General features: G+C 66.6%; 14 protein-coding genes and 1 pseudogene. 8 read left to right on the plus strand and 7 right to left on the minus strand.

All coding sequences use genetic code 11. From position 1 onward, the window contains the following. Window positions 1–7: 7 nt before the first annotated feature. Window positions 8–2,332, plus strand: a complete 2,325-nt coding sequence (gene clpA, locus RMP08_RS00225; protein ID WP_310466926.1) for an ATP-dependent Clp protease ATP-binding subunit ClpA — start codon at window positions 8–10, stop codon at window positions 2,330–2,332. Window positions 2,333–2,392: 60 nt separating this feature from the next. After that, the gene (locus tag RMP08_RS00230; RefSeq protein WP_310466927.1) at window positions 2,393–4,069 is read left to right on the plus strand and encodes a M28 family metallopeptidase; all 1,677 of its coding nucleotides are present in this window, start codon (window positions 2,393–2,395) and stop codon (window positions 4,067–4,069) included. Here the strand turns inward: RMP08_RS00230 and RMP08_RS00235 are convergent. Then, window positions 4,066–5,745: a hypothetical protein gene (locus RMP08_RS00235; protein WP_310466928.1), complete on the minus strand. Its 1,680-nt coding sequence runs from the start codon at window positions 5,743–5,745 to the stop codon at window positions 4,066–4,068. The two genes, RMP08_RS00230 and RMP08_RS00235, sit on opposite strands and share 4 nt — an antisense overlap. 124 nt (window positions 5,746–5,869) lie before the next feature. Between RMP08_RS00235 and RMP08_RS00240 the strand changes: the two genes are divergently transcribed. Together RMP08_RS00240 and RMP08_RS00245 are read left to right on the plus strand one after the other, a co-directional pair. After that, complete coding sequence (locus RMP08_RS00240) at window positions 5,870–6,517, plus strand: glutathione S-transferase family protein (protein WP_310466929.1); 648 nt, start codon at window positions 5,870–5,872, stop codon at window positions 6,515–6,517. Between the two features lie 114 nt (window positions 6,518–6,631). Continuing rightward, entirely contained in the window at window positions 6,632–7,498 is an 867-nt protein-coding gene (locus tag RMP08_RS00245) for a dienelactone hydrolase family protein (protein WP_310466930.1), read from the plus strand. Between the two features lie 45 nt (window positions 7,499–7,543). Here RMP08_RS00245 and RMP08_RS00250 read toward each other — a convergent pair whose 3' ends face one another. From RMP08_RS00250 to RMP08_RS00260, 3 genes are all read right to left on the minus strand, one after another. Next, the gene (locus RMP08_RS00250; RefSeq protein ID WP_310466931.1) at window positions 7,544–7,879 is read right to left on the minus strand and encodes a hypothetical protein; all 336 of its coding nucleotides are present in this window, start codon (window positions 7,877–7,879) and stop codon (window positions 7,544–7,546) included. Window positions 7,880–8,110: 231 nt separating this feature from the next. After that, complete coding sequence (locus RMP08_RS00255) at window positions 8,111–8,836, minus strand: Bax inhibitor-1/YccA family protein (protein WP_310466932.1); 726 nt, start codon at window positions 8,834–8,836, stop codon at window positions 8,111–8,113. A 185-nt stretch (window positions 8,837–9,021) separates the two neighbouring features. Further along, the gene (locus tag RMP08_RS00260; RefSeq protein ID WP_310466933.1) at window positions 9,022–9,264 is read right to left on the minus strand and encodes a hypothetical protein; all 243 of its coding nucleotides are present in this window, start codon (window positions 9,262–9,264) and stop codon (window positions 9,022–9,024) included. 151 nt (window positions 9,265–9,415) lie between these two features. Between RMP08_RS00260 and thpR the strand changes: the two genes are divergently transcribed. The 3 genes and pseudogenes from thpR to RMP08_RS00275 form a co-directional block, all read left to right on the plus strand. After that, the gene (gene thpR / locus RMP08_RS00265) at window positions 9,416–9,949 is read left to right on the plus strand and encodes an RNA 2',3'-cyclic phosphodiesterase (protein WP_310466934.1); all 534 of its coding nucleotides are present in this window, start codon (window positions 9,416–9,418) and stop codon (window positions 9,947–9,949) included. Window positions 9,950–10,043: 94 nt separating this feature from the next. After that, window positions 10,044–13,076 carry an excinuclease ABC subunit UvrA gene (gene uvrA / locus RMP08_RS00270; protein WP_310466935.1) on the plus strand — a complete coding sequence of 1,011 codons (3,033 nt, stop codon included), beginning with the start codon at window positions 10,044–10,046 and terminating at the stop codon, window positions 13,074–13,076. A 61-nt stretch (window positions 13,077–13,137) separates the two neighbouring features. Next, window positions 13,138–13,437, plus strand: a pseudogene (locus tag RMP08_RS00275) (hypothetical protein); the annotation flags it as partial. A 62-nt stretch (window positions 13,438–13,499) separates the two neighbouring features. Here the strand turns inward: RMP08_RS00275 and RMP08_RS00280 are convergent. Together RMP08_RS00280 and RMP08_RS00285 are read right to left on the minus strand one after the other, a co-directional pair. Further along, window positions 13,500–14,072 carry a hypothetical protein gene (locus tag RMP08_RS00280; protein ID WP_310466937.1) on the minus strand — a complete coding sequence of 191 codons (573 nt, stop codon included), beginning with the start codon at window positions 14,070–14,072 and terminating at the stop codon, window positions 13,500–13,502. Between the two features lie 85 nt (window positions 14,073–14,157). Then, entirely contained in the window at window positions 14,158–14,379 is a 222-nt protein-coding gene (locus RMP08_RS00285; protein WP_310466938.1) for a hypothetical protein, read from the minus strand. A gap of 188 nt (window positions 14,380–14,567) precedes the next feature. On the opposite strand from RMP08_RS00285, the gene RMP08_RS00290 reads away from it, so the two are divergent. Next, window positions 14,568–14,954, plus strand: coding sequence for a hypothetical protein (locus tag RMP08_RS00290; RefSeq protein WP_310466939.1), 387 nt, complete (start codon window positions 14,568–14,570; stop codon window positions 14,952–14,954). 893 nt (window positions 14,955–15,847) lie between these two features. On the opposite strand, the gene RMP08_RS00295 is transcribed toward RMP08_RS00290, so the two are convergent. Further along, the coding region (locus tag RMP08_RS00295; RefSeq protein WP_310466940.1) for a hypothetical protein at window positions 15,848–16,102 on the minus strand (255 nt) is incomplete at its 5' end.

The raw sequence follows: 16,102 nt of genomic DNA on the forward strand, positions 1-16,102 counted from the left end.
GAGCCACATGCCCAGTTTCGCCCGCGAACTCGAACAGACCCTCCACAACGCACTTGGCGAGGCGAGCAAGCGCCGCCACGAATATGCCACCCTCGAGCATCTTCTGATCGCGCTGATCGACGACGAGCATGCGTCCAAGGTGATGACCGCGTGCGGGGTCAGCCGCGACGATCTGCGCTCGAGCGTCAAGCACTACCTCGACAATGAGCTCGGCGCCCTGGTCGCCGACAGCGGCACCGACCCGACCCCGACCTCGGGCTTCCAGCGCGTCGTCCAGCGCGCCATCCTCCACGTCCAGTCGTCCGGCCGCGACGAAGTGACCGGGGGCAACGTGCTGGTCGCCTTGTTCTCCGAGCGCGAGAGCTATGCGGTCTATTTCCTTCAGCAGCAGGACATGAGCCGCCTCGATGCGGTGACCTACATCAGCCACGGCGTCGGCAAGGGCGACACCCCGCCCGAAACGCGCGAGGTGACCGGCAACGAGGACAAGGGCGACAAGTCCGAGGGCAAGAAGGAAAGCGCGCTCAAGCAGTTCACCGTCGACCTCAACGAAAAGGCCAAGGCGGGCAAGGTCGACCCGCTGATCGGGCGCATGCCCGAGGTCGACCGCACGGTGCAGATCCTGTGCCGCCGCTCGAAGAACAACCCGCTGTACGTCGGCGACCCCGGCGTCGGCAAAACCGCCATCGCCGAAGGGCTCGCGCGCAAGATCGTCGAGGGCGATGTCCCCGAGGTGCTCAAGCCGGCGGTGATCTATGCGCTCGACATGGGCGCCCTGCTCGCCGGCACGCGCTACCGCGGCGACTTCGAGGAGCGGCTGAAATCGGTCGTCAACGAGCTCGAGAAATTGCCCGACGCGATACTGTTCATTGACGAGATCCACACCGTGATCGGGGCCGGCGCGACCAGCGGCGGGGCGATGGACGCCTCCAACCTGCTCAAGCCGGCGCTGTCCTCGGGCGCGATCCGCTGCATCGGCTCGACCACCTACAAGGAATTCCGCAACCATTTCGAAAAGGACCGCGCGCTGCTGAGGCGGTTCCAGAAGATCGACGTCAACGAGCCGACGGTCGAGGACACGATAAAGATCATCGCCGGCCTGCGCTCGTCGTTCGAGGGCCACCACAAGGTGCGCTACACCCCCGACGCGATCAAGTCGGCGGTCGAGTTGAGCGCGCGCTACATCCACGACCGCAAGCTGCCCGACAAAGCGATCGACGTGATCGACGAGGTCGGCGCGATGCAGATGCTGGTGCCGCCGTCGCGGCGCAAGAAGATCATCACCACCAAGGAAATCGAGGCGGTGGTGGCGACCATGGCGCGGATCCCGCCCAAGTCGGTGTCGAGCGACGACAAGCGCGTGCTCGAGACGCTCGAGGCGGACTTGAAGCGGGTGGTGTTCGGGCAGGACCTCGCGATCGAAAAGCTGTCGAGCGCGATCAAATTGAGCCGCGCCGGCCTGCGCGAACCCGACAAGCCGATCGGCAATTATTTGTTCTCGGGCCCGACCGGGGTCGGCAAGACCGAGGTCGCGCGGCAGCTCGCCTCGGTCATGGGCATCCCGCTCCAGCGTTTCGACATGTCCGAATATATGGAACGCCACTCGGTCAGCCGGCTGATCGGCGCGCCGCCGGGCTATGTCGGCTACGACCAGGGCGGACTGCTAACCGACGCGGTCGACCAGCACCCGCATTCGGTGCTCCTGCTCGACGAAATCGAAAAGGCCCACCCCGACCTATTCAACATCCTGCTGCAGGTGATGGATAACGGCAAATTGACCGACCACCACGGCAAGACCGTCGATTTCCGCAACACCATCTTGATCATGACCACCAATGCCGGCGCCGCCGACATGGCGCGGGAATCGATCGGCTTCGGCGCGATGGACCGCGAGGATGCCCAGGAGGACGCGGTCAAGAAGATGTTCACCCCCGAGTTCCGCAACCGGCTCGATGCGATCGTCCCGTTCGCGTACCTGCCGCCTGCGGTGGTCGCGCGGGTGGTCGACAAGTTCATCTTGCAGCTCGAGCTCCAGCTGGCCGACCGCAACGTCCACATCGATCTCGACGACGAGGCGCGCGAGTGGCTGACCAAGCGCGGCTACGACCGGGCCTATGGCGCGCGGCCGATGGGGCGGCTGGTGCAGGAGAAGATCAAGCAGCCGCTGGCCGAGGAACTGTTGTTCGGCAAACTGGTCAACGGCGGCGAGGTCAAGGTGCGCATCAAGGACAACGCCCCGGCGTTCGAGATCGCCCCTGCCCCGCCCAAGGCGAGCAAGGTCAAGGCGAAGGCGCCCAAGCGGCAGGCCAAGGCGTCCGACCCGGGCGAATGAAACCTTTTGCCGGGCCCGTCGTCCTAGCCCGATAGGGACAGGACGATGGGGAGTTTGGACATGCTGAAATTCGCTTTGCTCGGCGCCAGCGCGCTGGCGCTGGTGGCCACGCCGCTGGCTGCGCAGACCGCGCCGTCGTTCGATCCCGCGCGGCTGTCGCGCCATGTCCAGACGATCAGCGCCGACAGCTATGAAGGCCGCGCCCCGGCGACCCGCGGCGAGACGATGACGGTCGAGTATCTGACCCGCGCGTTCCGCGACGCCGGGCTGCAGCCGGGCGGCGAAATGATCGACGGCAAGCGCCAGTGGACCCAGCGGGTGCCGCTGCTCAAATCGGACATCGTCGGTGCGCCCCAGCTCAGCCTGACCACTGCCGGCGGGCCGCTGGCGCTGACGCAGGGCGAGCAGATTTCGGTGCGCGCGCCGACCAACGGCCAGCAGTCGGTTCGGCTGAGCAATGCGCCCTTGCTGTTCGCCGGCTACGGGGTCGCCGCGCCCGAGCGCGGGTGGGACGATTTCAAGGGGCAGGACGTCAAGGGCAAGATCCTTGTGGTGCTGATCAACGACCCCGATTTCGAAACCGGACAGGGCGATTTCGGCGGCAAGGCAATGACTTACTACGGCCGCTGGACCTACAAATATGAGGAAGCGGCCAAGCGCGGCGCGGCCGGCGTGATGATCGTCCACGAAACCGCCCCGGCCTCCTACGGCTGGGCGACGGTCAAGAACAGCAACACCAACACCATGTTCGACATCGTCCGCGCCAATCCGGCGGCCGAGCACACCCCGTTCGAAAGCTGGATCCAGCGCGACACCGCGGTTGCCTTGTTCCGCGCCGCCGGGCTCGACTTCGAGGCGGCGAAAGCGGCCGCGCGGCGCAAGGACTTCCAGCCGGTCGACCTCAAGGCGACGCTGACCGCGACGACCGACGCCAAGACCGAAACGCTCACCTCGGACAATGTCGCCGGCATGCTGCCCGGCACCAAGCGCCCGGCCGAGACGGTGATCTACACCGCGCACCACGACCATATCGGGGTCGGCGCGCCCGACGCCAACGGCGACCGCATCTTCAACGGCGCGGTCGACAACGGCACCGGGGTCGCGCATCTGATCGAGCAGGCGCGCGCGTTCGCCCGCGGCCCCAAGCCGCAGCGCTCGGTGGTGTTCCTGTCGGTCGGCGCCGAGGAGAAAGGCCTGCTCGGCTCGGAATATTATGTCGCCAACCCGCTCTATCCGCTGAGCAAGACGGTCGGCGTGCTCAACACCGATTCGATGGGGGTATGGGGCCGCGCGCGCGACTTCAGCATCTCGGGCACCGCGCGGCTCGAACTGCTCGACCGGCTGATCGCCGAAGCCGCGCGCCAGGGCCGAACCTTCACCCCCGACCCCAAGCCGGAGGCCGGCGGCTTTTTCCGCTCGGACCACTTCCCGTTCGCCAAGGCCGGCGTGCCCGCGATCAGCTTCAAGCCCGGCAACAACCTCGTCACCGGCGGGCTCGCGCGGGGTGAGGCAGCGGCCGCCGACTACACCGCCAAGCGCTATCACCAGCCCGACGACGAATGGTCGTCCGAGTGGGACTTCAGCGGGATCGTCGAGGACGCCCAACTGCTCCACGCGGTCGGGCAGGGCCTGGCCAATTCGGACGCCTGGCCCAATTGGAGCGACGACAGCGAATTCCGTTCGGTGCGCGACGGCAGCGCGGCGGACCGCGTCGTCACCAAGGGCGAGCGCGGCTAGCGCTTGCGAAAGGTGTTGCTGATGTCGTTGATCGAGCCCGCGCACAGCTCGGCGTGGCTGTCGGGGGTGACCTCGTCCCAGATGCCGAGGAAGGTCGGGCCGTAATATCGCTGCTCGACCTTGCCCGCCTGCTGCTTGAGCCCCATCCGCGCCAGCGTGAAGTACAGCATGACATGGTCCATCGGGCGCTTGTCGACGCTGCGCGCGTCGGCCTCGGCGCCCTTGGCGTGCCATAGAGCGAGCAGGCGGCGCTTGGCGTCGTCGGGCGCCGCGGCACCCATGGCGCAGAATTGGGGCAAGAGGGTGACGGGCAAGTCGCCGCGCTTGGTCTCGAGCCGGCCGAGCATGATCTCGCGCTGGACCGGGTCGCGGGCGTCGAGGCGGGGATAGATTTCGTAGGTCTGCTCGGTCCACGGGCGGGCATTTTGCGGCTTGAGCCACTCGACCATCTCGGCGCGGTGCGGCGCGAGCGCGGCGTCGGGCAGAGCGGCGGCGAGGCGCCACAGGTTGCGCCCGTTTTCGCTGGCCCGGACGTCGGACGCCTGCAGGATGGCAAGCGCGGCGAAGATGCGGCTGGCGAACGGCGCGACGACCTCGCCGCGGTTGGGCAGGTGATGGAACCAGCCGTCACGGACATGCTCGGTGGGGTTGGCCAGCACCGCCTCGAGGATGGCGATTTCCTTGGCGACCAGTTTGGCGTCGGCGGCGTCGGCGAGGCCGCGGAAGCGCTCGGGCCCGGTGGCGAGGCCCGCCCAGTCCTGGGTCTTTTTGAGGCCGAGGGCGGCGGCGACGACCACGGTGCCGCCGCCATATTTCTGGCCGGGCGGAACGACCGGGGTGACGCTGTCGCGCATAAAACCGTGGAAGCATTGCCACGCCGGCGCGCCGCTGTTGAGCGCGCAGCCCATCACCGGCAGCGGGAAGCGCTTGAGCGGTGCCGCGAAGGCCGAGCGCACGACCACCTCGCGCCCGCTGATCTCGTCGCGCAGGCGGAAGGTCTGGGTCGTCACCGGCAAATTGTTTTGGGTTGATTGCTCGCTCTTGCCGGAGACGCGCACGACCGGGCGGTCGGGCTCACCCGGCGCGGTGATCAGGCAGAAGTCCGACGGGCCCCAGCGCGGGCCCTTGTGCCCGGCGCTCTTGAGCCCGGTGGAGTAGATACCGGCCGAGCGGTAGACGTCGTTGCCGCGCAGCAATGCGCAGGCTTCCTTGTCGCCGAGCAGCGCCATACGGCCGTTGGTCGAGAACGCCCGGCCGAGCCCGTAATAGGGCACGAAGTCGTTGGGCTGGAGCAACGAGCCGCCGCCCGCCTCGCCGATCACCAGATCCTGCGTTGCCGGGTCGAACGGCAGCGACTTGCCCGCGTTGAACTGGGCATATTCGACCCTCAGCGCGGCGAGCGCGGCCTGGTTGCGCGCATAGGCCAGATAATAGACGCCGAAATAGAGCACAGGCACCGCCAGCCACAGCCGGCTGACCTTGCCCACTAGCGCTTCGTAACCGATCCCGAGCACGCCGAGGTTGACCAGGATCACCGACCAGAACGCCGCCCCGACGATCATCAGGAACACGCCGGTGAGCGGGAAGCGCTGGAGCAGATAGACGATCAGGGTGATCGCGAAGAACCACAGCGACCACGGCCAGCCGGCGGGCAGATCGGGAAGATTGAGACGCATTCGTTGCCCCTAATCCGGCGATGATTGCCAAACCGTATCGCACGCGCGGTTCGCCGCAAGTGGGGTGGCAGTGGTCGGCGGCCCCGCTTAAACTGCGCAGCCGCTTGTTCGGAGGAGTCGTTCGATGGCCGAGCTCACATTCTACACCAACCCGATGTCGCGCGGGCAGACCATCCGCTGGATGCTGGAGGAGGTCGGCGAGCCGTACGACACCGAAATCCTCGACTTCGGCACAACGATGAAGGCGCCGGCCTATCTCGCGATCAACCCGATGGGCAAGGTCCCGGCGATCGTCCACAACGGCAAGGTGGTGACCGAGGTGGCGGCGATCTGCCTCTACCTCGCCGATGCATTCCCCGCCGCCGGGCTCGCCCCCGACCCCGCCGACCGCGCCGATTATTACCGCTGGATGTTCTTCACCTCGGGGCCGGTGGAAGCCGCGTTCACCGCCAAGGCGATGGGCTGGGAGGTGCCCGCCGAGCGCCAGATGATGGCCGGCTTCGGCACGTACGATATGACCATGACCACGCTCGAGCGGACGCTTGCGGGCAAACCGGGCTACATCGCCGGCGACCGCTTCACCGCCGCCGACCTGTTCGTCGGCGCAATGGTCAACTTCATGCTCCAGTTCAAATTGCTAGAGCCGAAGCCGGCGTTCACCGATTATGCCGCGCGCGTCACTGACCGCGATGCGTATCGCCGGGCGAAAGAGATCGACGCCAAGCTGGCCGCCGAGATCCAGGCCAAGCAGGCCGCCCCGCAACCTGCGTAGCGTGAAACCGTTCGTCCTGAGCCCGTCGAAGGACTGTCCTTCGTTCGGCAGTGAAGTACAGTCCTTCGAGACGCCGCCGATGGCGGCTCCTCAGGACGAACGGAGTTGGGGACAATGACGTCTGAATCCATCCGCAGCCAAGCCATCGCGCTGTACGACCGCTTTACCCACGAGGGGATGGAGCGGCGGGTGTTCATGACGCGGATGGTCGCGCTGGCGGGCAGCGCGGCGGCCGCCGAGGCGCTGATCGGGGCGATTGCCGCAAGCCCAGCCGCGGCCGCGATCGTGCCGGCCGGCGACAAGCGCCTGACCACGCGCACGCAGAGGCTGGTCGGGGGCTACCAGGCCTATGTCGCCGAGCCGCGGAGCCGCTCACTCAAGGCGACGGTGGTGGTGATCCACGAGAACCGCGGGCTCAACGAACATACGCGGGATGTCGCGCGGCGGGTCGCGCTGGCCGGGTACCGCGCGGTCGCCGTCGACTTTCTTTCACTCGCCGGGGGCACGCCGGCCAACGAGGATGCGGCGCGCGACGCGATCGGCAAGCTCGACCTTGGCAAGACCGTGAGCGACGCGGTGGCGATGCTCGACGAACTGGCCAAATCGAGCCGCGGCGGCAAGGTCGGCGCGGTCGGGTTCTGCTGGGGCGGCGCGTTCGTCAACCGGCTGGCGGCGGCGGCGGGCGACAAGCTAGACGCCGGGGTGGTCTATTACGGCCCGGCGCCCGACCCCGCCGAAGTGACCAAGGTCCAGGCGCCGCTGATGATCCACCATGCGCAACGCGACGCGCGCGTGGCGCAGACGCTGTGGCCGTGGGTCGACGCGCTCCGCGCGGCGGGCAAGCCGCTGCGCTACTTCGTCTATGACGGCGCCGACCACGCGTTCAACAACGACACCTCGGCCGAGCGCTACAACCAGGCGGCGGCCGAGCTGGCGTGGAAGCGCACCCTGCGACACTTCCGCCAGCACCTCGCCGGCTAGCGCCCTCCCGGCGTCGCGGCCGGGAGGTCGCCTACAGCCGTTGGATCAACCGTCGTCGTGGAGGTCACGCCCGCGGTTGGGGTTGCAGGCGTAGCCAGGCACGCGCTGCAGCCGGGGGTCGTCGCTGGTTGGATCGGCATCCTGCGGGTTGATGAAACCCCATTGGCCGACGAGGTAGCCGTAGGATTGGACGCGGCCGCCAGGGTCGCGAGGCGGATCACCGCCGGGGGTGTCGTTGAGGCCCGAATAAGCGCAGTCCGAGCGGCCGTTGACATCGAACACCTCGCCGGTGCCGGTGATCTCGCCTCCCTGCGCGCCGGTCGCGGCGAACATGCCCGCGAGTCCGATCGCGGCGGCGCAGATGCGTGTCGTTCTATTCATTGCTGTTCTCCCGTGCCCTGTGGCGCGTCATCCGTGCGCCCGCCGCGGCGGGGGAGAAATAGGCAAACCCTGACGATGTCCTGATGAAGAGCTGATGATTGCGGCTGCGGCCGCCTAGCCCAGGTCAGTTGAGGAAAATGCGGACGAGCGGGAGCGAAATCGGCGGGTTCGCGCAAAAAAAAGGGCCGGCGGTTGTCCGCCGGCCCTTCGAAGTTCGTCTCTCACGCGCCGTTAGCGGCGGTCGCCCATGAAACTCAACAGGAAGGTGAACATGTTGATGAAGTCGAGGTAGAGGTTGAGCGCGCCCATGATGATCACCTTGCCCATCATGTCGGTGCCCGCGACTTGCGCGTACATGCTCTTGATCTTCTGCGTGTCGTAGGCGGTCAGGCCGGCGAACAGCAGGACGCCGATCGCGCTGATCGCGAGCTGCATCGCGGGCGACTGCAGGAACAGGTTGATCAGCATCGCCACCAGCAAGCCGACCACGCACATGATCAGGAAGGTGCCGAAGCCCGACAGGTCCTTCTTGGTGGTGTAGCCGAACAGCGACAGGCCGAGGAAGCCGGCCGAGACGGCGAAGAAGGTCGTCGCGATCGACTGCCCGGTGTAAACCAGGAAGATACTCGACATCGACAGCCCCATGGCGGTCGCGAACGACCAGAACAGGGCCTGCAGGGTCGGCGTCGACAGGCGGTGCATGCCGAAGCTCATGACCATCACGAAGCCCAAGGGCGCGAGGATGATCAGCCATTTGAGCGGGGTCGCCATGACCTGCGCGGCCATCCCAGAATTGGCGAACAGCAAGGCGACGATGCCGGTCAGCAGCACGCCCGACGCCATGTAATTGTACACCGACAGCATGTAGGACCGGAGGCCCGCATCGCGGGCGGCGCGCGGAACACCGACGGTGGCGGCATTCACGCCGGTCGGGCGCGGGTCGAACTGGTTCTGCATCACATCTCCTTTGCGTGGGGCAAGAGGCCCCTCACACCGCAGATATATCGTGGATGCAGCGAGGGGTTTCAAGGAAATACGGACGCGGGGCGCGACTGGCCCGGAGTGGGACGGCGGGGCGGCACGCCGGCCGGCCCGGCGCCGCCGGCGCGGCGCCTGCCTCGAAGTCCGCCGCGATGCAGCAATCAGTCCTTGCCGAGCTTGTCGACCTGGACCCCCTGCTTGGCCCATTGCGTCCTGGTCTTGCACTCCATCTTGGCGCCGGTGCGGCTGCCGGTGAAGTCCTCGTACTGGATGCAATATTTGCGCTCCTTGGCGGTCGCCGTGGCCGCTTCGTTGCCCGAGCTGGCGCCCTGGCGACCCGACTGCGTGGCGCTTGCCGGGGCTGCGACGAGCAACGCGCTCATCATGATCATCGTCATTCGCATTGTGCTTCTCCCTTTGAAAGTAAGTGGATGCTGCCTTGATCGCGGGTAGCGCGCGCGGCGCTTTCGACCGGGGCGCACAGCGCATCGACCAAGTCCGTTCGTCGGTCTGTGGGTGGTTTTCGTCGTTGGTCGCGGGCTACAGGCGGCGGCCATGCACCGCCTGTTCGCCGCGATCCGCCCGCCCGAGGCCATCCGCGACCAACTGATCGACGCAATGGACGACGGCCCCGAGCTCAAGTGGGTCGGCGACGAGCAAGTGCATCTGACGCTGCGCTTCATCGGCGAGGTCGAGCGCCCGCTGGCGGAAGACATCGCCGCCGCGCTCGCCCGCGTCCGCGCCGAGCGGTTCGCGCTGAGCATCGCCGGGATCGGGCGCTTCGACCGCCGCGGCGGCGGGGCGCTGTGGGCCGGGATTGTGCCCAAGCCGCCGGTCGCCGCGCTCGCCGCCAAGATCGAGCGCGCGTGCCTCGCCGCCGGCCTCGCGCCCGAGCACCGCGCGTTCCACCCGCACATCACGCTGGCGCGCTGGACCCGCGCCAGCGCACACGCCGCCGACGCGTTTGCGCAGCGCACCCGCGCCCTCGCCTCGGAGCCCTGGCCGGTTGAGGCCTTCACCTTGTTCGAAAGCCATTTGTCGCGCCACGGCGCGCATTATGAGGCGGTGGCGGACTATCCGCTGGTTTGATTCCGGCGCCCGCGAACCCATCTACCGTGGACCGCGTTGACCATCCGCGGCGCCTCGCGTAATTCATCAGAACAAAGCTGGAACATCAGACCATATGCTGACCCACATTTCCGTCCGCGGCGCGCGCGAGCACAATTTGAAGGGCGTCAACGTCGAGATCCCGCGCGAGAGTTTGACGGTGATCACCGGGCTGTCGGGATCGGGCAAGTCGAGCCTGGCGTTCGACACCATCTACGCCGAGGGCCAGCGCCGCTACGTCGAGAGCCTGTCGGCCTACGCGCGGCAATTCCTCGAGATGATGCAAAAGCCCGACGTCGAGCATATCGACGGGCTGTCGCCGGCCATCTCGATCGAGCAGAAGACCACCAGCCGCAACCCGCGCTCGACCGTCGCCTCGGTGACCGAAATCTACGATTACATGCGCCTGCTGTGGGCGCGCGTCGGCGTGCCTTATTCGCCCGCCACCGGCCTGCCGATCGAGGCCCAGCAGGTCAGCCAGATGGTCGACCGCGTGATGGCGCTGCCCGAGGGAAGCCGCCATTATCTGCTCGCGCCGGTCGTGCGCGGGCGCAAGGGCGAGTATCGCAAGGAACTGGCCGAGTGGCAGAAGGCCGGCTTCACCCGCGTCCGCATCGACGGCGCGTTTTACGACATCGACGCGGCGCCCGCGCTCGACAAGAAATATGTCCACGACATCGAGGTGGTGGTCGACCGCGTGGTGATCCGCGAGGGGATCGAGCCGCGGCTGGCCGACAGCTTCGAAACCGCGCTCAAGCTGGCCGACGGGCTGGCGTATCTGGACCCGGCGGACGAGTCCCCCTCCCGCTCGCGGGAGGGGTTAGGGGAGGGCCTGTCGGACTCCGGTGCAAAGGATAACAAGCCCTCCCCCGGCCCCTCCCGCGAGCGGGAGGGGAGTCAGTTCAAGCTCGACTACGCCCCCACCGGCCGCATCACCTTCTCCGAAAAATTCGCCTGCCCCGTCTCCGGCTTCACCATCGCCGAGATCGAGCCGCGGCTGTTCAGCTTCAACGCCCCGCAAGGCGCCTGCCCCGCCTGCGACGGCCTCGGCGAGAAACTGGTGTTCGACGAGGACCTCGTCGTCCCCAACCACAACCTCAGCATCGCCAAGGGCGCGGTGGTGCCGTGGGCCAAGTCGCAGCCGCCCTCGCCGTATTACATGCAGGTGCTGAGCTCGCTCGCCCGCGCTTACGACTTCGACCTGCAAACCCCGTGGGGCGAGCTGCCCGAGGCTGCGCACCGCGTGATCCTCCACGGCACCGCGGGCAAGCCGGTCACGCTGCGCTTCGTCGACGGCCGCAAGTCGTACGAAGTGAAAAAGCCGTTCGAAGGCGTGCTCGGCAATTTGAACCGCCGCATGCTGTCGACCGAAAGCGCGTGGATGCGCGAGGAACTATCGCGCTACCAGTCGAGCCACCCGTGCGAGACCTGCGGCGGCGCCCGCCTCCGCCCCGAGCCATTGAGCGTCAAGATCGCCGGCGAGGATATTTCGCTGTCGACCCGCCGCAGCGTCGCCGACGCGCTCGCCTGGTTCTCCACGCTCGAGAAGAAACTCTCGCCGCAACATCAGGAAATCGCCCACGCCATCTTGAAGGAAATCAACGAGCGCCTCGGTTTCCTCCACAATGTCGGGCTCGATTACCTCCACCTCGACCGCACCTCGGGCACGCTGAGCGGCGGCGAGAGCCAGCGCATCCGCCTCGCGTCGCAGATCGGCAGCGGCCTGTCGGGCGTGCTCTACGTCCTCGACGAGCCCTCGATCGGCCTCCACCAGAAGGACAACGACCGCCTGCTCGAAACCCTCCAGCGGCTGAAATCGCTCGGCAACACCGTGCTGGTGGTCGAGCATGACGAGGATTCGATCCGCAGCGCCGACCATGTCATCGACATGGGCCCCGGCGCCGGCGTCCACGGCGGCGAAGTGGTGTGCGCCGGCACCCTCGCCGACCTGCTCGCGTGCAAGGACAGCCTGACCGCGGACTATCTGACCGGCCGCCGCATGATCCCGCTCCCCGAAAAACGCCGCAAGGGCTCGGGCAAGAAACTCACCGTCCACGGCGCCACCGCCAACAACCTCCGCAATGTCACCGCGTCGTTCCCGCTCGGCACGTTTACATGCGTCACCGGCGTCTCGGGCAGCGGCAAATCGTCACTGACCATCGACACGCTCTACGCCGCCGCCGCGCGCGCGCTCAACGGCGCGCGCATCCTCGCCGGCCGCCATGACAAGGTCACCGGGCTCGAGCAGCTCGACAAGGTGATCGACATCGACCAGTCGCCGATCGGCCGCACCCCGCGCAGCAACCCCGCCACCTACACCGGCGCGTTCACGCAGATCCGCGATTGGTTCGCCGGCCTGCCCGAAAGCCAGGCGCGCGGCTACAAGCCCGGGCGCTTCAGCTTCAACGTCAAGGGCGGCCGCTGCGAGGCGTGCAAGGGCGACGGGCTGATCAAGATCGAGATGCACTTCCTGCCCGACGTCTACGTCACCTGCGACGTGTGCCACGGCCACCGCTACAACCGCGAGACGCTGGAAGTAAAATTCAAGGGCCGTAGCATCGCCGACGTGCTCGACATGAACGTCGAGGACGCCGCCGAGTTCTTCAAGGCGGTCCCCGCGATCCGCGACAAGATGCGCATGCTGCTCGAGGTGGGGCTGGGCTACATCAAGGTCGGCCAGCAGGCGACGACCTTGTCGGGGGGCGAGGCGCAGCGGGTCAAGCTGGCGAAAGAGCTGTCGCGAAGGGCGACGGGGCAGACGCTGTATATTTTGGACGAGCCGACGACGGGGTTGCACTTCGAGGATGTGCGGAAGCTACTCGAAGTCCTCCACCGCCTGGTCGAGCAGGGCAACACGGTGGTGGTGATCGAGCACAATCTGGATGTCATCAAGACTGCGGATTGGGTGCTGGACCTCGGCCCCGGAGGCGGCGTCAACGGCGGAGAAATCGTTGTCGAGGGGACGCCCGAAACCATCGCCGCCGAACCCCGCAGCTTTACGGGTCAGTACCTCAAGCCATTGCTTGAAAAGTCGCGCCCCACCCACGGGTCGGCCACAAACGGCAAGCGGGGCTCGGCACCCTCGATGCGCCAGCGAGAGCCCGCATGACCTCCACCGCCCCGATCATCCTGAGCAACATCGAGCGAAGTCGAGATGTGTGTCGAAGGGGCAAGGCAACACGGTGGTGGTGATCGAGCACAACCTCGACGTCATCAAGACGGCCGATTGGGTGCTGGATTTGGGGCCGGGGGGCGGCGTCAATGGCGGCGAGATCGTCGTCGAGGGCACGCCGGAACAGGTGGCGGCCGAGCCGAAGAGTTTCACCGGACAATACCTGAAACCGCTTCTGGAGCGCTCATCCGCTCGTCCTGAGCCTGTCGAAAGGCGCCCCTCAAAACCTCGAGGTTCGTCCCGATCGAAGTCGAGGCCGACGGACGCAGATCAACCGGACTTGATTGGGGCTAAGTAGAACCCTTGAGCGACGCGCTTCAGAAATTCATTGAAAGAAAGCGGCAGCAACACGAGCGCGCCTTAGATCGTCATAGGTTGCCGCCACGCCTGCACCTCGCGCTGGCGCTCGGGCGACTGCTCCGCCTCCCACGCCGCCTGCGCCGAACTGCCCCCTTGCATCGGGTCGCTGACCGCATCGCCGTGCTCGATCTGCGCGGCGAGCTGGCGCAGCACCGGGCGCAAGGTGAGGTTGAACACCCAGTCGGGGGCGTAGCCGAGCTTGGCCTTGTCGGTGCCCGCCAGCGCCGCGCGCAGCACCTTGCCGTCGGTGTCGACCTTGGCCGTGATCAGCGTCGCCGCGCCGCCGTCCGCGGGCGCGAAATTGAGCAGGGTCTCGGCCCCCTGCTCGCCGTTGAGCATCAGCCTGACGCGCCACGCATCGTCGGACACGCGCTCGCTGTTGACCGCGTAAGCGAGCGATTTCCCGCCCTCCAGTGTCACGCTGCGCTCGCCGGCGCCGGCCAGCGCCTCGCCGAGCGCCGCGCGCACCACGCCGGGCGGCTTGCGCACGATCTGCTGGGCGTTGGCGCCATAGATGCTGCCGACCAGACACACGATGCCGAGCAGGATCGGCCCCAGGAGAAATTTCCACATGGCGCGCGGCATAAACCGCACCGCCTAAAAACCCCTTAAACCCGCGCTGCTTCTCCGCCGGCATCGCCGACCGCCCGGCGGCCGGCTATTTCCGTCGCCTCTCTTCCGCGAACTTGTCCGGGTCGACCGCGATCACATGATCGCCCTCGAGCGAGAATGCGCGGTGATAACAGGAGACGAATTTCCAGCCCTTGTTGTACAGCGTGCAGTCGCGGTGCTCGCTGCTTTCGGTGCACTGGGGGTCATAATGGAAGACGGTGCTTTGATTGCCCCGCTGGTCTTCGTGCGTGCAGGCCCAGAAGCTCATCCGGCCCTCCCTCGTTGCCGAGCCGGCGAACCGTATCACATCGCCCCCGAGTCGCGGAAATTGAGGGCGCCGTGACAGCTTTTTAGGCCGCCCCCCGCTCTGCCGCTATTAGCAATTGACCAACGAAAGGAGTAAGAGTGTGCCGCCGGATTGAGCGTTGCGTGCCCGAACCACAAGGGGAAGTTCGCATGCTGGGGGCCATTGCATGGATAGCGGGGCGGCTTCCGCCGCCGACGGACAACCCGCCCATAGCAGCGCCGGAGCAAGTCACGCCGGCGAACGCAATAGCCAGGGTCCAGGCGGGCGGTCTTCATACTGTCAGCGAAAACATCCTCACGCTGGCCATCTTCATCTTCGGTTTTGTGGCGCTGCTGGTCCTGTACCTGCTGGCGCGCAATGAGCGGGCGAGCCCGTTCGTGCTCAGGATTTATGTCATCACGATCCTAATTTTCGGTTCGTTGCTGGTCGTCGCGAACGCCTACACGACCAACCAGCTCGCCCCGGTGATGGGTTTGTTCGGAACCATCGCCGGTTATGTCCTTGGGCGGGGAGATCGGCCCAGTGAACCTCGTTAGAATCAGCGCCCTGTCAGCCGCCTTCCTGCCGGCCGTCGTCGCCGCGCAGACGGTGGCACAGCCACCATCCCCGCCGACGGCTGCAGAACCCTGCCAGCCGTTGTCCAATATTGCCGGTACGATCGTCGCCGGTCCGATTGTCGCGACTCCGCCGTCCGCAGTCGTCGCCAGTCCGCCTGTCGCACCAAGCGCTGCGACGGTCGTTGCCAGCCCGCCTGTCGCACCAAGGGCTGCGACGGTCGTTGCCGGCCCGCCTGTCGCGCCAAGCGCTGCGACAACCGTCCACAACCCGCACGTGTCATTGGCGCCGGGCGCGGTGGTCCCACATAATGCGGGCCCGCCGGCAGTGGCGGTTGTCCCTCGCAATGAGGAACCGCTGCCCGATCACTGTCCACCAACGCAGACGCCGGAAAACATGGCTGCCTCCTGGCCACTCCCGGAACTGCCGGCGCCCAAAGCGCAGTCAAAAGAAGAGCCGAATACACTCTCGGAGTCGGGAGAAGACTGGACCAGCGACCCGCTCACTTCGCATTTGTTCTGGCACGTCCTCAACAGCAGCAACAGAAACCTCTATTGCGCATTCAAGTTACCGGGGCCGGGCGAAACGTGGCAACCGTGGGTGAAGATCGCTCCCGCGGAGGATTGGGGAAACAAGATTCCGAATCAAGCCGCTTGGTTCCAATGTTACCACCCGGTCGATCAAGGGATTTATCCACTCATCCCAGGTGAGCGATACAGCCTCCTCCCAAAAGAATCTGGCGATGGGATTGCCTTTGCCCAGATCAAACCCGCCAACAGTCCATGAATCGCGGTCTAGCGTCCCGCCGCGGCCCGCTCTTGCGCGCCTTCAACCCAAGTCCTGAAACACTTTTCGCAGGCCGCCGCGCTGCCGCTTACTCCCCCGCGCCCATCACGCCGAGCAGCGCGAGCGAAGGGTAAAGCGCGATCTGGTAGGCCAGGAACACGAGGTTGATGCGCTTGCCGGGGAGCAGGATCGCGCCCGCCATGCCGAATGTGAAGGCGGCCAGCGCAAACAACGTCCGTGCATCGCCGAACGGGTCGAGGCCGATCACCTGCTGCCCCGCCAGCGCCAGCATATTGCACGCATAGACCCCGCCGAGCAGCCATTGCTTGTGCGCGAAATAATA

The organism is Sphingomonas sp., from assembly GCF_031426035.1.
Lineage (GTDB): Bacteria > Pseudomonadota > Alphaproteobacteria > Sphingomonadales > Sphingomonadaceae > Sphingomicrobium.

Excerpts from the sequence above, each read along its gene's own strand:
- RMP08_RS00285 (WP_310466938.1), bottom strand. The coding sequence starts at position 14,379 with ATGAGCTTCTGGGCCTGCACGCACGAAGACCAGCGGGGCAATCAAAGC.
- thpR (WP_310466934.1), top strand. The coding sequence starts at position 9,416 with ATGCACCGCCTGTTCGCCGCGATCCGCCCGCCCGAGGCCATCCGCGAC.
- uvrA (WP_310466935.1), top strand. The coding sequence starts at position 10,044 with ATGCTGACCCACATTTCCGTCCGCGGCGCGCGCGAGCACAATTTGAAG.
- RMP08_RS00245 (WP_310466930.1), top strand. The coding sequence starts at position 6,632 with ATGACGTCTGAATCCATCCGCAGCCAAGCCATCGCGCTGTACGACCGC.
- clpA (WP_310466926.1), top strand. The coding sequence starts at position 8 with ATGCCCAGTTTCGCCCGCGAACTCGAACAGACCCTCCACAACGCACTT.
- RMP08_RS00260 (WP_310466933.1), bottom strand. The coding sequence starts at position 9,264 with ATGCGAATGACGATGATCATGATGAGCGCGTTGCTCGTCGCAGCCCCG.
- RMP08_RS00280 (WP_310466937.1), bottom strand. The coding sequence starts at position 14,072 with ATGTGGAAATTTCTCCTGGGGCCGATCCTGCTCGGCATCGTGTGTCTG.
- RMP08_RS00230 (WP_310466927.1), top strand. The coding sequence starts at position 2,393 with ATGCTGAAATTCGCTTTGCTCGGCGCCAGCGCGCTGGCGCTGGTGGCC.
- RMP08_RS00250 (WP_310466931.1), bottom strand. The coding sequence starts at position 7,879 with ATGAATAGAACGACACGCATCTGCGCCGCCGCGATCGGACTCGCGGGC.
- RMP08_RS00240 (WP_310466929.1), top strand. The coding sequence starts at position 5,870 with ATGGCCGAGCTCACATTCTACACCAACCCGATGTCGCGCGGGCAGACC.
- RMP08_RS00255 (WP_310466932.1), bottom strand. The coding sequence starts at position 8,836 with ATGCAGAACCAGTTCGACCCGCGCCCGACCGGCGTGAATGCCGCCACC.
- RMP08_RS00235 (WP_310466928.1), bottom strand. The coding sequence starts at position 5,745 with ATGCGTCTCAATCTTCCCGATCTGCCCGCCGGCTGGCCGTGGTCGCTG.
- RMP08_RS00290 (WP_310466939.1), top strand. The coding sequence starts at position 14,568 with ATGCTGGGGGCCATTGCATGGATAGCGGGGCGGCTTCCGCCGCCGACG.